Origin of the sequence: Sinobacterium norvegicum, assembly GCF_923077115.1 — a bacterium.
GTDB lineage: Bacteria > Pseudomonadota > Gammaproteobacteria > Pseudomonadales > Sinobacteriaceae > Sinobacterium > Sinobacterium norvegicum.
The window spans coordinates 226,711-242,026 of the sequence record NZ_CAKLPX010000004.1 but is presented as its reverse complement, the minus strand read 5'-3'; the positions used below and the strand labels follow the sequence as shown (position 1 = coordinate 242,026).

Genomic DNA, 15,316 nt, shown 5'->3' with positions numbered 1-15,316 from the left:
ATAAAAAAAGCCGCTTTACGGCGGCTTTTTATGCTGAGTGAGGCTAGCTGATTTCGCCTGACTCAATCTTCTTGGTTATATACCACTGCTGGGCAATCGACAAGGTGTTGTTTACCACCCAGTAAAGAACCAGACCAGCCGGGAACCAGAGGAAGAAGATACCAAACATAAATGGCATCATTTTCATGATTTTTGCCTGCATCGGATCCGGTGGCGGTGGATTCAACGTCTGCTGGAACCACATACTGGCGACCATCAATACCGGCAATATATAGTATGGGTCCATCGCCGAGAGATCGTGGATCCACAATATCCAAGGTGCGTGACGCAGTTCGACACTTTCCATCAAAACCCAATACAGCGCGATAAATACCGGCATCTGAATCAATATCGGTAAGCAGCCTCCGAGAGGGTTTATTTTCTCTTTCTTGTAAAGCTCCATCATTGCCTGTGATGTCTTCTGGCGATCATCACCGTACTGCTCTTTAATTTGCGCCATTTTAGGGGCAAATTTACGCATTCGCGCCATCGATTTATAGCTGGCAGCAGAGAGTTTAAAGAACAACAGTTTAATGAAGATAGTCAGGACGATAATTGAAAAGCCCCAGTTACCAACGATGTCATGAATAAAAATCAACGCCTTGAACAGCGGCTGCGCTACCATCCATAACCAACCGTAATCGACGGTAAGATCTAAGCCGGGGGCAATAGCTGCCAGGGTGGGTTGATCCTTGGGACCAGCATAGAAAGAAGAGCTGATAGTACCCTGCTGGCCAGGTGCTACCGTTGTGTTCTCACCACTGAAGCGAATGATGTTCATATTGTCGCGGGTAACCAGTGTGGTGAATTTAAATTCACCCTCAGCCGGTGGAATCCATGCGCTGATGAAGTAGTGTTGAACAATCGATAACCAGCCATTGGTGACGTCGGCACTGAATTTCTCGTCCTTCATCTTGCTGAAGGTAAACTTGAGGAACTTGTCATCATTGGTACGAGTGGCTGCACCGAGGAATGGTGCCATACCCATGCCTGAAGAGTTGGCACCCGGGTCGACAGAGTTGTCACGCTTAAGCTGTGCATAAAGCGTGGCGTTCCAGCTGTTGCTAGTTTGGTTATCAATCAGGTAATCGACATTGACCAGGTAGCTATCACGGTTAAAGCTGAAACGTTTGGTGATCAACACACCGTCTTGGTTCAAGGTTAGGTCGACATTCAGTTGGTCGGCACTGCCTAGGTCGTAGCTCGATTGTGCAGAGCTAAACATGGGGCGACCCTTGTTAGTATCGGTGGCATTTTGACCGATCAAACCACTTTGGGCGACGTAGGTACGCTGCGCTGTTCGTTCTAGTAGTAGGAAGGGCTTGCCGTTTTCACCCTGTGTTTCGAGGTGATTGAGCAGGGAGACCGAGACAATATCACCACCGTGCTGATCAATCACAACATTAAAGACATCGGTGGTTACTGAGGTGTAACGGCTCTGCTGCTGTGCCGGTAGAGTAACAGCTTCGACTGCCTGCGGTTCCGCTGAGGGAACAGCAGAGGGGATCTCTTCGCTGTTGCTGGGTTGCACAATTGTCGGCACGCTGGCATTTGTCGGCGTATCAATAATAGCTTGGCTGCTGCGAGCGGAAGCTACTTCGGTTTGTTTTTGGTCTGAAAATTGTACCCATTCGTTCATAAGCATAATGCCTATGGCTGCAATGGCCGCAATAAGACCGTATCGAATAAAATCCATAGCTAGTCGTGATTCGTTGATGAGTGAGTGGGTGATGACGTCTCTTTACTACAAGAGTCTTCAGATGGAGAACATTGTACAGGTGGGACGGGGTCACAACCACCTTCATGGAACGGGTGGCAACGTAATATCCGTTTAATTGCTAAAAAAGATCCCTTCACTGCACCATAATCTTCTATGGCCTGTTGTGCATATTCTGAGCAAGTGGGATAGAAACGACATCTTGGCCCGATGATTGGGCTGATGACATACTGATAAAATTTAATAAATAATAACGCTATTTTTTTCATAGCATGTTTTCTTCGTTAAATTTCTAAGTGGATTGAGCGGTACGCTTACAGAGGCGTTTCCATTGTTTGTCGATTAACTTGTGAACCTGTGAGTTGTCCATATCAGCAAGACCGCGTCTAGCCATGACGACAATATCCAGCTCGGGCAGTTGGTGTTGTTGATGACGAAAGCTTTCGCGCAGTAAACGTTTCAAGCGGTTGCGTGTGCAGGCAAGTTTAACATTTTTTTTGGCGATGATCAGGCCCAGGCGTGGGCGGGGGGAGCTGCTTCGACGCGCTAGAATCAGCAATTGTGGGCAGGCCACTTTTAACTGAGCGTCGTCGAAAACAGTTTTATAGTCTAAAGCGGTTAGCAATCGTAGTTCTCTACCAAACCCGTAGGTTTTCTCAGGGCAAGCTGCCACGATTGCTGGTGCCTATTACTATATTAAGCGGCTAAGCGCTTACGGCCTTTCGCACGACGACGGTTGATCAAAGCGCGACCGCTTTTAGTAGCCATACGTGAACGGAAACCGTGGGTGCGCTTACGCTTTAGTACGCTAGGTTGAAAAGTACGTTTCATGACGTCACCCTTTCTATATTAAGTTGCTGAATTAAACGAACAAAAAACATTGTTTAGCCAACAACATATTGTTCAATTATTGATCAGATAATCTGACCGGATTTAAAGACGGCGAATTGTATTGAATTTGCTCAATGATTACAACGATTATTATGGTTAAAGACGTCTAAATGCCGATTTTTTTGTCAACATCCGGTTGTTAACAATCTATCCACACGGTGTGTTTGTGTCGGCGTCATTATTGATTTTGCAGGCCGCGATATTAATACCATTGCAAGCCATGATTTAATATCTTAACTTATTGAATAGAAAGGGAAATAAATACTTGTTAATAGCTTGTGAATGTTGTGGATAAGGGGGGTGTCATCTGCTAAAGTATTTGGCTGAATTTTAATTTTTTAGTCGCGTAGGTTGTTATTTACGCAAGGGAATTTACATTGCCGGTAGATGTTTGGCACCAAAGTCTAGCTGTGCTCGAGGAAGAGTTGTCCTCGCAACAGTTTCATACTTGGATAAAACCATTACAAGCAGAGTCAACCAGTAGCGAATTGTGTCTATTGGCACCTAATCGTTTTGTCAAAGAGTGGGTCAGCGATAAGTTTTTATCACGAATCACTCAGTTGGTTGGCGATATCAGCGATGGAGCCATCGGTAATGTCTTGGTTGAAATTGGTGGGCAGGCGGCGGCTATACCCAAATTTACCGGTCGTCGACGTCGGGCAACAACACGAAGCTCTAATCGATATGCGCAGACTGACCCGAGGCCGAGTTTTACATCGAGTGCCCCATCGTCAGAGGCCGACTCTCAGCATCGTCCCAGCCCTATGCCCCCCCCGCCACCAAGACGCCGACAGCCTGACACAGTGGCCGCGCCAGCAGAGCCTGAAGCTAATGCGTCAGCCCAGCAGGGGCAGCTGTTTACCTCGCCGCCAGGGTCTGGTGACACTATTCCTGTGCCTGTTGCCCCCGCGATTATCGGGCAACCTAAAATCAGCACCGGCGGTCGTAAGGTCGAGGTTGAGGGCGGCTTAAAACATAAAAGTTATCTGGTTGAGCACTACACCTTCGACACTTTTGTTGAGGGTAAATCGAATCAGCTTGCCAGGGCAGCAGCCTCGCAAGTGGCAGAGAACCCGGGTGGATCATACAACCCATTATTCTTGTACGGTGGCGTCGGCTTGGGTAAGACTCACCTGATGCACGCCGTTGGCAATGCCATTATTGAGAAAAACCCCGATGCCAAGGTGGTGTATCTAAATTCAGAGCGTTTTGTCGCAGATATGGTCAAGGCGCTGCAATTAAATGCAATCACCGAATTTAAGCGCTTTTATCGCTCCGTCGATGCGTTGCTGATCGATGATATTCAATTCTTTGCTGGTAAAGACCGTTCTCAGGAGGAGTTTTTCCATACCTTTAATGCGCTGCTTGAGGGGGGGCAGCAAATGATTTTGACCTGTGATAGATACCCGAAAGAAATCAAAGGCTTAGAGGAGAGGTTGAAGTCTCGTTTTGGCTGGGGGCTGACAGTGGCGGTAGAGCCACCTGAGCTGGAAACGCGGGTTGCCATATTAATGAAGAAGGCGGAGCAGGCCAAGGTTGATTTGCCACCAGAGGCAGCGTTTTTCATCGCTCAGCGTATTCGCTCCAATGTACGAGAGCTTGAAGGTGCCTTAAAGCGGGTTATTGCTAACGCGCATTTCACCGCCCGTAAAATAGATATCACACTGATCAAGGAGTCTTTAAAGGACTTATTAGCACTGCAGGATAAGCAGGTCAGTATCGATAATATTCAGCGCACTGTTGCTGAATACTACAAGATAAAAATTGCCGACCTTCTATCAAAGCGTCGCACTCGCTCTATTGCCAGGCCGAGGCAGATGGCCATGGCTTTATCGAAAGAATTAACCAACCACTCTCTGCCTGAAATAGGTGATGGCTTTGGTGGTCGTGACCACACAACTGTTTTGCATGCTTGCAGAAAGATTAAAGAACTACGTGGTGCTGATAACGATATTCAGGAAGATTATCAAAACCTTTTACGTTCACTTACTACTTAATTGTGCCTACTGACACGAGGACTATAAAAATCTCATGAAATTTACTATTACCCGTGAAGCTTTATTGCAGCCACTGAATTTAGTGGCCGGTGTAGTTGAGCGCCGTCAAACTCTACCTATTTTATCCAACGTATTGCTGCGTATCGAAAATGGCGTCTTGTCCCTAACCGGTACCGATCTTGAGGTTGAGTTAGATGGTCGTGTTCATCTCGATGCAGCCTTTGTAGATGGACAGGTAACAGTGCCTGCCAAGAAGCTGGTGGATATCTGCAAGTCTTTGCCAGATGGTGCCGTGGTTGATTTTGCCGTTGATGGCCAGCGCGCCATCGTTAAGAGTGGCCGCAGTCGTTTCACCCTATCAACACTATCGGCTACTGATTTTCCCTCTATCGATGATGAGCCGGGTAACACCCAATTTACTTTAACCCAGGGCGAGTTGAAAAAGTTAATTGAATCAACAGCTTTTGCCATGGCTCAGCAGGATGTTCGCTATTATCTTAATGGCATGCTGTGGGAGTTAAAGGATAATGTTTTCAAGGCTGTTTCCACAGATGGGCACCGGCTGGCCATGTGTACCTTGAAGCGCAGCCTCGATGTCGAGATTGATCGGCAAGTTATCCTGCCTCGTAAGGGGGTGCTGGAGATGGCTCGTTTGCTCATGAGTGAGGATGACGAGATTGAGCTCACGCTCGGTGATAATCACCTGCGAGCGAAGACGGCGGACTTCACCTTCACCACTAAATTGGTTGATGGCAAATTCCCTGATTATCAGCGAGTGCTGCCCCAGGGGGCGATTAATATTGCTAATGCTGACAGAGCTGAGCTCAAGCAAGCGTTGTCTCGTGTAGCGATCTTGTCAAATGAAAAGTATCGCGGTGTCCGTTTAAAACTGGCCTCTGATACAGTTAATATTGTTGCCAACAACCCTGAACAGGAAGAGGCTGAAGAGGTTGTCAGTCTGGAGTATAACGGCGCGCCAATCGAGATCGGTTTCAATGTCAGTTATATCTTGGATGTATTAACCGTCCTCAACTGTGCCCATGTCAAATTGTCGTTGGTTGACGCTAATAGCTCGGCCAAGATTGAAGAATCTGTGGCCAACGAATTGTGTGATGCGCTTTATGTCATCATGCCAATGCGTTTGTAAGTCGTGGCTATTGTTATTAAGCGGTGTCGTTTGTTGATGGGTGCGACTGTTGTTTAATCAGCTTTATATCAACAATATCCGAAATATTGAGCAACAGACATTGGCGCCTTTTAAGCAGATTAATCTGCTTTATGGCGCCAACGGCAGTGGTAAAACCAGTGTTTTAGAGGCGATACATATGGTCGCGTTGGCGCGATCTTTCCGGCAGAATATTGTCAGGCCTGTTGTTAAAAGAGGTCAGCAGAGCTTAACAGTCCATGCACAGTTTCATAGCAGTGATGGCATAACCCGCAATGTGGGTATTCAGCGCTCTCTAAAAGGGGAGCCGTTGATCCGTATTGATGGTGAAACTGTTCGCACCGTGTCTCAGTTGGCCGGTATATTTCCTGTGTTGGTCATGGATGCGAATATTTTCAGTTTGCTGGATGGTAGCTCTAAGGTGCGTAGGCAGTTTTTAGACTGGGGAGTGTTCCACGTGGAACACTCGTTTTTTGACGCTTGGCGAGCTTACCAGCGCTGTCTTAAGCAGAGAAACTCGTTGCTAAGACAGGGCTCTGGTATAAATAACGCACAACTGGCTATTTGGAACGAGGAATTATCGCGTTACGCTGTTACTATAGATAACTGCCGTGAGCGGTATTTTAATGAGTTTGTATTGGTTTTTAATCAAGTATTGGCACGGTTAACAGAGTGCACTGATATTCAGCTTGAGTACCGACGAGGTTGGGATAGTCAGATCGATTTATCCAATGTGCTAACCACCACCGTCGAACGCGATACACAGCTTGGTTATACGCAGTATGGCCCCCATAGGGCAGATATTAAAATTCGGCATCAAGGTGTCGAGGCGTCAAGTTTACTCTCTCGCGGCCAGCAAAAGATTGTGGCGGCGGCGTTAAAAATAGCCCAAGGGTTGCACTACAAGCAGAGCAAGAGTCATCACTGTATTTATTTATTAGATGACCTGCCTGCCGAGATTGACAGTAATCACAGGCAGGCTGTCTGTGATTTATTTGTAGAACAAGGTGCCCAGGTTTTTATAACCTGTATCGACAAGGCGAGTATCGTCGGTTGTTTCGATAAGGCGAAAGATTTACAAGTGTTTCACGTGGAACAAGGAAGCGTGAAGCCTGAGCCTTCAGAAGAAGGTATATGCGGAGACAGTAATGACTGAAGAAACAAACTACGATTCGTCCAGTATTAAGGTATTAAAAGGCTTAGATGCCGTTCGTAAGCGTCCAGGTATGTATATCGGTGATACTGACGACGGTAGCGGCTTGCATCATATGGTGTTTGAAATTGTCGATAACTCGATTGATGAAGCCTTGGCCGGACACTGTGAACAGATAACGGTCACAATACACCCTGATGAATCGATCACCGTAGAAGATGATGGCCGTGGTATTCCAACCGATATCCATGAAGAAGGCGTCTCCGCCGCTGAGGTTATCATGACGGTGCTGCATGCGGGCGGTAAGTTTGATGATAATACTTACAAGGTTTCTGGCGGCTTACACGGTGTTGGTGTATCGGTGGTTAACGCCTTGTCAGAATCCCTTAAGATGACAATTCGCCGTAATGGCAAAGTACACGAACAACAATATGTACATGGTGTGCCACAGGCGCCACTAACAGTCGTCGGTGAAACTACGCGCTCGGGTACCGAAGTAACGTTTATGGCCTCTTCGGAGACATTTACCAATATAGAATTTGTGTTTGAGCAGTTGGCCAAGCGTTTACGAGAACTGTCCTTCCTGAACTCTGGCGTCTGTATTGTTCTCAGAGACGAGCGAAGCGCAAAGGAAGAGACCTTTAAGTACGATGGTGGCTTGAGTGCCTTTGTTGACTATCTTAACCAAAACAAAACCACGGTTAACAAAATATTCCACTTTACCCACGAGGTAGAGGGCGTTGGTGTTGAGGTTGCATTGCAATGGAATGACTCCTATCAAGAAAGTATTCATTGTTACACCAATAACATCCCGCAGCGTGATGGTGGTACCCACCTAGCGGGCTTCAGAAGCGCCCTCACCCGTAATTTAAATGCTTATATAGAGCGTGAAGGTTTGGCTAAGAAAGCCAAGGTCAGTACCTCTGGTGATGATGCGCGTGAAGGCTTAACTGCAATCGTCTCCGTCAAGGTCCCTGACCCTAAGTTCTCCTCGCAGACCAAGGACAAATTAGTCTCGTCAGAAGTTAAGGGTGCAGTTGAAAACGCCATGAGTAATAAGTTTGGCGATTACCTGGTAGAAAACCCCAATGAGGCGAAGCAAGTCGTGCAAAAGATGCTCGATGCCGCTCGGGCCAGGGAAGCTGCACGTAAAGCACGCGAGATGACACGCCGCAAAGGTGCTCTCGATATCGCAGGATTACCAGGTAAGTTGGCCGACTGCCAAGAAAAAGATCCTTCATTATCAGAAGTTTACCTAGTGGAGGGTGACTCTGCTGGTGGCAGCGCCAAACAGGGCAGAAACAGAAAGTATCAGGCGATTTTGCCATTAAAAGGTAAAATTCTTAACGTTGAAAAAGCGCGCTTTGATAAGATGCTCTCCTCAGCGGAAGTTGGCACCATTGTGACGGCGTTAGGTTGTGGCATCGGTAAAGACGAGTTCAATGTCGAAAAGCTACGCTATCACTCAATCGTCATCATGACCGATGCCGATGTGGATGGATCGCATATCCGTACATTATTGCTTACCTTCTTCTTCCGTCAGATGCCTGAGTTAATCGAAAACGGTCACATTTTCATTGCTCAGCCACCGTTGTATAAGATCGCCAAGGGTAAGCAGGAGCAGTATCTCAAAGATGAAGAAGCGATGAGCAGCTTCATGACACAGAGTGCCTTGGACAGTGCCAGTCTTCATGTAAACGCCGAAGCACCTGGCATCTCAGGGGCTGCGTTAAATGACTTAATCAGTGAGTTCCGCAGCGTGGCAGCCTTGATTGATCGCTTGTCTAAGTTATATCCGCCTGAAGTACTGCGCGAATTGGTTGAATATGATGCGCTGACAGCCGCAGCCCTATCGAGCCAATCACTGGTCAATCAATGGTGTACCGGCCTAAAATCGAAGCTGGATATTGATACGCGCAGTGGTGCTAACCGCTACGAGGTGTTGGCTGTTAAGGATCCTGAGCGCGAGTTGTGGTTACCACAGGTCACTATTACGGCTCACGGTCTGCCAACTACTTACAGCTTTAATCAGGACTTCTTTAGCTCGAACGACTACAAGGCAATCCTGGCGCTGGGAAATAAGCTCGATGGCTTGTTAGAGGACGGCGCATACATAAAACGCGGTGAAAAATTACTCGAGGTGAGTAATATCGAAGACGCTATCGAGTGGTTGATGAAAGAAGCCAAGCGTGGCTATAACATCCAGCGTTATAAAGGGTTGGGTGAGATGAACCCAGAGCAGCTTTGGGAAACCACCATGGATCCCGATGTTCGTCGTATGTTGTGTGTGAATATTGAAGACGCCATTGCTGCCGATCAGATATTTACCACGCTGATGGGGGATCAGGTTGAGCCCAGACGTGAGTTCATCGAGCAAAATGCTCTGCGTGTCGCCAACCTCGACGTGTAGATTGTTCAAATAAAAAAAGCCGCTACTGAAAAGCTTCCGTAGCGGCTTTTTTGTGTCTGAAATTCAGTGAATATTAAGCCAAAGCATGGGAATGGTTGCAAAGGTTAGCAACGACAAAACAGTATTAAACGTTTTGAGTTTTAGCGGGCAATGAAGCCATTTCTTGATTGCCGAGCCGGATACTGCCCAGATGGCAATGGCAGGCAGGTTTACTGCGGTAATAACGGCACAGATGATGATAGCAGCCATGGTGGAGCCGCTGTCTATCTGGGTGGTAAAGCCCATCGCGGCGACCGCCAGCATCCAAATACCAGGGTTGATCACCTGTATCGAGGTCGCCTGTAGGAAGCCAATAGGTGAAGTGCTGGTGCCCTCCTCTGTCTGCGGTTTGCTGGTCTTCAATAGTTGAATACAGAGATACAATAAGTACGCGGTACAGAAATACAACAATGCCCGATCCAACCAGGGAAACAACACAAACAATTGCCCCGCGCCAAAGGCAACAAGAATCAACATGAGACAAAGGCCTATGTTGCAACCCAGTAACATAGGAATGGTACGACTAAAGCCATGGTTGGCTCCACAATTAGCCAGCATCAAAGTATTGATGCCAGGGCTGACAGAGGCGGCAAAAGAGAACGAGGCTGCGGCCAGCAACGTTGTGATAGTCGTTAAATCCAACATGATATTGTTCCAACAATCTTATGATAAGCAGTAATCAGAAGCGCTATTGTAAGATTGATGCCGTAGAATTAATTTTCTTAAAATGGGTGTAATTTAGAAGCAAAGAGATTAATATTCTATAAAAAGTATGGATTAGAGAAATGATTGCTCTAGATAAGGTAGATAGAAAAATTTTAAACTTGCTGCAGCAGGATGCGACCATTTCTTTGGCTGCATTAGCAGAGAAGGTCAACCTGTCGACAACCCCCTGTTGGAAGCGAGTGAAGCGTTTAGAGGATGAGAAAATCATCGCTAAGCGCGTGGCCTTGGTAAATCCTGAGAAGGCACAGTTACCAACATCGGTGTTTATGACCTTGGCAATCGTCAACCATAGCAACCGTTGGATTGATGGTTTTACTGAGGTGGTCAGCGATTTTGATGAGGTGATGGAGGTGTATCGGATGACGGGAGAGTTCGATTATATGCTGCGGATTCAGGTGAAAGATATTCAAGCCTTTGACCGGTTTTATAAGCAGCTGATGGAGAAGGTGGACGGCATAACCAAGGTGACCTCAAGCTTTGCCATGGAGACCATCAAGTACACCACTGCCCTGCCCGTTTAAGCGACAAAAAAACCGGCCTGGGCCGGTTTTGACAGGATTAAGGGCTTCAGCGCTGAGCGATGGCCTCGCTTTCACTGTCTATCCATAGACGAACCTCTTCCTTTAGCTGCTCTGCCGTCTTGCCGGTGCTCTCTATTCTCTCACCGACCGAGATAACAACCGTACCGGGAAATTTAACAAAGCTATTATTAGGCCAAAATTCACCGGCATTATGGGCAACAGGAATGACTGGCACAGCGGCGGCAACGGCAAGTGCAGAGCCGCTCTTAGCGTGTTTGGCCGTGCTACCAGGCGCCGTACGCGTACCCTCGGGAAATATTAGCACCGAAATACCCTCAGCCAATCGCTCCTTGCCGGTATCCATTACCTGTCGCAAAGCTTGGCGTGGATTGCCCCGGTCTATGGCGATTGGCTTGAGCAAGCTCAGCCCCCAGCCAAAACCAGGGATGCGCAATAATTCTCGTTTCAAAATGGTCGATAGCGGCTGAAACATCAATTGCAAATAAATGGTTTCCAGCGAACTTTGGTGCTTGGATAAAACGACAGCAACGTCATGGCTGATATTCTCTGCGCCAATAATTTGGTGATCAATGCCGCAGGTTATCTTTAGCCACCAGCAGACAAAGCGATTCCATAACAACAGGTATTGACGGCGTATATTAAAGGGTAATAGACCAAAGAAAATCATTCCTGTGGTACCAAACCAGAGGGCGCTGAGGCCTGAGCCCAAATAGAAAATAATCGACCGAAGCTTAAGCCCCAGCGTGATTTGTTGATGCATAAAATTCACCGGTTAATAAGGCGTCGACAACGTCGCTGAGGTTGTCGTACACAGGGAGCTCTGCCCACAGCTCATTATTGATTATTTTTTTAAGTGTTTTGTCGCCCTTGCCTGTTTTAACGAGTACGGGCTGACACTGACGTAACAATCCTGCCTCTAGGTCACGCAGGCTGTCGCCGATAAGAGGTACCTGATGAGCACTGCAACCCATGTGTTGCTCGATATTCTCGATCATGCCGGCCAGGGGCTTGCGACAATGGCAGCCCTCATCAGGGCCGTGCGGACAAAACTCAATGGCGGCAATGTTTCCGCCTACTTCATCCAGTAGCTGTTGCATCTTATCGTGCATCTGTTGCAGCTCAGTCAGGCCATAATAACCACGCCCAATGCCTGATTGGTTGGTGGCAATATAAACCTGGTACCCCGCCTGACATAACCGACCTATCGCCTCAATGCTACCGGGAATGGGCAACCATTCTTCGGCAGATTTGATATAGGCATCGCTGTCATGGTTGATCACCCCGTCGCGGTCAAGAATGACTACCTTGGGGATGCCAAGTGAGCTGCAGTCAAACATTAAGCTTGCAGCTCAGAGATGTCGGCGATTTGACCAAACAGGCCGATCAACTGAGACAGCAGGCTGAGGCGGTTGGCGCGAACAGCCTGATCCTCGTCCATCACCATCACTGACTCAAAGAAGTTATCAACACTGTCTTTGAGGCCAGCTAACAACGCTAATGCCGCGGTATAGTCACGTTGGCTGCAGAGCGCAGGCACCTGCTCGGCAAGCGCATTTAGCTGCTGATTGAGTGCTGTTTCGCTGGCGTCAGAGAGCAGCGCCAGATCGACGCTGCTGGCAGGATTACCCTGCTGCTTTGCCAAAATGTTCTTAATACGTTTGTTGGCGCTTGCTAACGCATCGGCAGCCTCCATAGAGCGGAAACTCTCGACGGCAGCCACGCGTAAGGCAAAATCAGCCGGGTTGTGAATCTGGCCAGCTTGCTGCAGTACATTCTGTACTGCAATCACAGTCTCAGTACTGATCCCTGCATCTTGATAAATGGCGCGATAGCGATCAAAAATAAAGTGAATAACATCGCTGGCGGTGGCTTGGTTGGCCAGTTTATCTCCATAGCCGACAACCGCTTGTTCGATTAGCTGATTGAGGTCGATGTTAACAAAGCGACCCTCTTCGATGATACGAATTACTCCGAGAGCGGCGCGACGAAGTGCAAAGGGGTCTTTTGAGCCTGTCGGTGGCTGGTTGATGCCGAAGATGCCAACCAGCGTATCGAGACGATCGGCCAAGGCCACGGCATTACCCGTTAACGTGGTAGGAAGCGCAGCGCTGGCTCCCTTGGGTAGATATTGCTCAACCATAGCCATGGCGACTTCGTTGTTCTCGCCGTCAGCCAAGGCATAGTGATAGCCGGCAATGCCCTGCATATCAGAGAACTCAGACACCATATCAGAGACCAAATCGGCCTTGCACAATTGACCGGCGCGCTCGGCATCAGCCGGGTTACCGCCAATCAGCTTGCTGATAGTGGCGGCCAAGGCAGCAATACGCTGGGTCTTATCCCAAACACTGCCCAGCTTGGCCTGAAAGACCACAGGCTTGAGGCGTTGACAGCGCTCTTCTTGATTAGACTTTAAATCAGTCTTAAAAAAGAAGTCGGCATCACTTAGGCGTGGACGAATGACTCGCTCGTTACCGTCGATGATTTGACTCGGGTCCTTAGAAACCAGGTTCGACATAAAGATAAAGTTAGGTTTTAGGTCGCCGTTATTATCAACCACATGGAAATACTTCTGATGTTCGGCCATCGATGAAATCAATGCCTCACGTGGAATGGCGAGAAAGCTGTCTTCAAACTTACCGGTTAAAGCCACCGGCCACTCCACCAAGCCGGTGACCTCATCGAGTAGCGACGGTTCAACAACGGCATGGGCACCAAGAATATCAGCCTGCTTCTGAACTTCCTCGACGATGATCTGCTGACGCTGCTGATAATCAGCAACAACCTTACCCTGCTCAAGCATAATACTCGGGTAGTTGCCGGCGCAGTCGATGGTCAAGGCCTCTTTACACATGAAGCGGTGACCACGACTCTGGTTGCCAGCCTGTTTACCAAGAATTTCACAATCGATAACATCGCTACCGTTAAGCATTACCAGCCACTGTACGGGTCGGACAAATTCGGTACGGCTGGCGCCCCAACGCATGCGCTTGGCTATGGGGAGGTTTTTCAAAGCGCTGCCGATAAATTCCGGCAACAACTCAACACTGGCACGACCCTTGATCGATTGACTGTAGGCCAGCTGCTCGCCCTTGGTCGTCTCTTTACGACCAAGCTCAGAGACCTCAACACCGAGGCCGCGGGCAAAACCCTGCGCTGCTTTGGTAGGATTACCGTCGGCATCGAAGGCAGCCTTCACATTGGGGCCGAGTTTCTCTTCGACAATGTCATCTTGGGACTGCTGTAAGTCTTTAACCAATACGGCAAGGCGGCGAGGGGCAGCAAACCACTGGAGTTCGCTGTAGCCGAGCTTGGCGTCGGCCAAGCTTTTGGTGATCGAGTCTTTAAAGCTAAGGCCAAGCTTCTTAAGATTTTTTGGCGGCAACTCTTCGGTGCCAAGTTCAACAAGAAAATCCTGAGTTGTCATTTACTTAATCTCCGCCAGTTGGGCCAGTACTTGCTCGCGTAAATCATCGGGTGCGAGTGGGAAGCCGAGTTTTGCACGGCTGGCTAAATAGGTTTCGGCAACGGCGCGGGACAGTGTGCGCACGCGCAAAATAAAGCGTTGCCTCTCGGTGACCGAGATCGCATGTCTGGCATCGAGTAGGTTGAAATAATGTGAGGCTTTGAGAACGTGCTCGTAGGCCGGCAATGCTAAACCTTCTTCTATGAGTCGCTGACAGGCAGCCTCGGACTCGTCGAAGGCAGTAAACATGAAGTCGACATTGGCATGCTCGAAGTTATAGGTCGACTGCTCGACTTCGTTTTGGTGATAAATATCGCCGTAGGTCACGGGGCCATCGGGGCCGTGTGTCCAGACTAGGTCGTAGACACTGTCGACGCCCTGCAAATACATGGCGATACGCTCGAGTCCGTAGGTGATTTCGCCGGTGACGGGAAAGCATTCAATACCGCCCACCTGTTGGAAATAGGTGAACTGAGTGACTTCCATGCCGTTGAGCCAGACTTCCCAGCCAAGCCCCCACGCACCCAGCGTCGGCGATTCCCAGTTGTCTTCGACAAAGCGAACATCGTGGACATCGGTGTCGATACCCAGCGCCTGTAATGATTCAAGATACAGCTCCTGAATATTCTCAGGGCTTGGCTTCATCACGACCTGAAACTGATAGTAGTGCTGCAGACGATTTGGGTTCTCGCCGTAGCGTCCATCGGTGGGGCGACGGCTGGGTTGAACATAGGCGGCATTCCAGGTTTCCGGACCGATGGCACGAAGAAACGTACCCCAGTGGAAGGTGCCAGCGCCGACCTCCATATCCAATGGCTGCAGTACGACGCAACCCTGTTTGGCCCAGAATTCCTGCAGGGCGAGAATAAGGCCCTGAAATGTTTGTGCATTGGCTGTTTGTTGTGCCACCTAAGCCACCTATTTTTGGTCAAAAACGTTGTCGTTGAAACAGAGCAAATACCCTGTTTATTGAATCCTGCTGAGTCATGGCGCAATTGAGCGCAAAAACTGCTGATTAATACCCTTTGTAATCAATGGCTTACCACTTAATTTCCGGTCGCCTTGTGGGATATTATTCAAAGCCGCGTATTATACCCTGTTATTGGCCGCGGTTCATTGTCTGTGTGGTTTGTAAGCCAAGGTGGCTTGCTATAAAATTCCAGCGCAAAGT

Annotated in this window: 14 protein-coding genes; 5 read left to right on the top strand and 9 right to left on the bottom strand. The window is 48.5% G+C overall.

What is annotated here, in order from left to right:
- Positions 1 to 43 precede the first annotated feature (43 nt).
- The 4 genes from yidC to rpmH are packed head-to-tail and all read right to left on the bottom strand — an operon-like array spanning position 44 to position 2,587.
- Positions 44 to 1,735: a membrane protein insertase YidC gene (gene yidC, locus L9P87_RS15695; RefSeq protein WP_237445707.1), complete on the bottom strand. Its 1,692-nt coding sequence runs from the start codon at positions 1,733 to 1,735 to the stop codon at positions 44 to 46.
- A gap of 2 nt (positions 1,736 to 1,737) precedes the next feature.
- On the bottom strand, positions 1,738 to 2,025 hold the full coding sequence (gene yidD, locus L9P87_RS15690) for a membrane protein insertion efficiency factor YidD (RefSeq protein WP_237445706.1): 288 nt from the start codon (positions 2,023 to 2,025) through the stop codon (positions 1,738 to 1,740).
- 23 nt (positions 2,026 to 2,048) lie between these two features.
- Positions 2,049 to 2,429, bottom strand: a complete 381-nt coding sequence (gene rnpA / locus L9P87_RS15685) for a ribonuclease P protein component (protein WP_237445705.1) — start codon at positions 2,427 to 2,429, stop codon at positions 2,049 to 2,051.
- 23 nt (positions 2,430 to 2,452) lie between these two features.
- Positions 2,453 to 2,587, bottom strand: a complete 135-nt coding sequence (gene rpmH, locus L9P87_RS15680; protein WP_083795524.1) for a 50S ribosomal protein L34 — start codon at positions 2,585 to 2,587, stop codon at positions 2,453 to 2,455.
- 437 nt (positions 2,588 to 3,024) lie between these two features.
- Here rpmH and dnaA point away from each other — a divergent pair, with 437 nt between their 5' ends.
- From dnaA to gyrB, 4 genes are read left to right on the top strand one after another with little or no spacing between them, the layout of a single operon-like run.
- Positions 3,025 to 4,644 (top strand): chromosomal replication initiator protein DnaA, encoded by a 1,620-nt coding sequence (gene dnaA / locus L9P87_RS15675; protein WP_237445704.1) that lies wholly within the window; start codon positions 3,025 to 3,027, stop codon positions 4,642 to 4,644.
- A gap of 34 nt (positions 4,645 to 4,678) precedes the next feature.
- Complete coding sequence (gene dnaN, locus L9P87_RS15670; RefSeq protein WP_237445703.1) at positions 4,679 to 5,791, top strand: DNA polymerase III subunit beta; 1,113 nt, start codon at positions 4,679 to 4,681, stop codon at positions 5,789 to 5,791.
- Between the two features lie 49 nt (positions 5,792 to 5,840).
- Positions 5,841 to 6,965, top strand: coding sequence for a DNA replication/repair protein RecF (gene recF / locus L9P87_RS15665; RefSeq protein WP_237445702.1), 1,125 nt, complete (start codon positions 5,841 to 5,843; stop codon positions 6,963 to 6,965).
- Positions 6,958 to 9,372: a DNA topoisomerase (ATP-hydrolyzing) subunit B gene (gene gyrB / locus L9P87_RS15660; protein WP_237445701.1), complete on the top strand. Its 2,415-nt coding sequence runs from the start codon at positions 6,958 to 6,960 to the stop codon at positions 9,370 to 9,372. The genes recF and gyrB overlap by 8 nt, the downstream gene beginning before the upstream one ends.
- Positions 9,373 to 9,435: 63 nt before the next feature.
- Here gyrB and L9P87_RS15655 read toward each other — a convergent pair whose 3' ends face one another.
- Positions 9,436 to 10,056, bottom strand: a complete 621-nt coding sequence (locus tag L9P87_RS15655; RefSeq protein ID WP_237445700.1) for a LysE family translocator — start codon at positions 10,054 to 10,056, stop codon at positions 9,436 to 9,438.
- A 140-nt stretch (positions 10,057 to 10,196) separates the two neighbouring features.
- Here L9P87_RS15655 and L9P87_RS15650 point away from each other — a divergent pair, with 140 nt between their 5' ends.
- The gene (locus tag L9P87_RS15650) at positions 10,197 to 10,658 is read left to right on the top strand and encodes an Lrp/AsnC family transcriptional regulator (protein ID WP_237445699.1); all 462 of its coding nucleotides are present in this window, start codon (positions 10,197 to 10,199) and stop codon (positions 10,656 to 10,658) included.
- A 46-nt stretch (positions 10,659 to 10,704) separates the two neighbouring features.
- Here the strand turns inward: L9P87_RS15650 and L9P87_RS15645 are convergent, their stop codons facing one another.
- Genes L9P87_RS15645 through glyQ form a run of 4 tightly spaced genes read right to left on the bottom strand, consistent with a single transcriptional unit; the run spans position 10,705 to position 15,054 of the window.
- On the bottom strand, positions 10,705 to 11,439 hold the full coding sequence (locus tag L9P87_RS15645; RefSeq protein WP_237445698.1) for a lysophospholipid acyltransferase family protein: 735 nt from the start codon (positions 11,437 to 11,439) through the stop codon (positions 10,705 to 10,707).
- The gene (gene gmhB, locus L9P87_RS15640) at positions 11,411 to 12,016 is read right to left on the bottom strand and encodes a D-glycero-beta-D-manno-heptose 1,7-bisphosphate 7-phosphatase (protein WP_237445697.1); all 606 of its coding nucleotides are present in this window, start codon (positions 12,014 to 12,016) and stop codon (positions 11,411 to 11,413) included. Before gmhB ends, L9P87_RS15645 begins: the two co-directional genes overlap by 29 nt.
- Positions 12,016 to 14,106 carry a glycine--tRNA ligase subunit beta gene (gene glyS / locus L9P87_RS15635; RefSeq protein WP_237445696.1) on the bottom strand — a complete coding sequence of 697 codons (2,091 nt, stop codon included), beginning with the start codon at positions 14,104 to 14,106 and terminating at the stop codon, positions 12,016 to 12,018. The genes gmhB and glyS overlap by 1 nt, the downstream gene beginning before the upstream one ends.
- Entirely contained in the window at positions 14,107 to 15,054 is a 948-nt protein-coding gene (glyQ, locus tag L9P87_RS15630; protein ID WP_237445695.1) for a glycine--tRNA ligase subunit alpha, read from the bottom strand.
- Positions 15,055 to 15,316 lie beyond the last annotated feature (262 nt).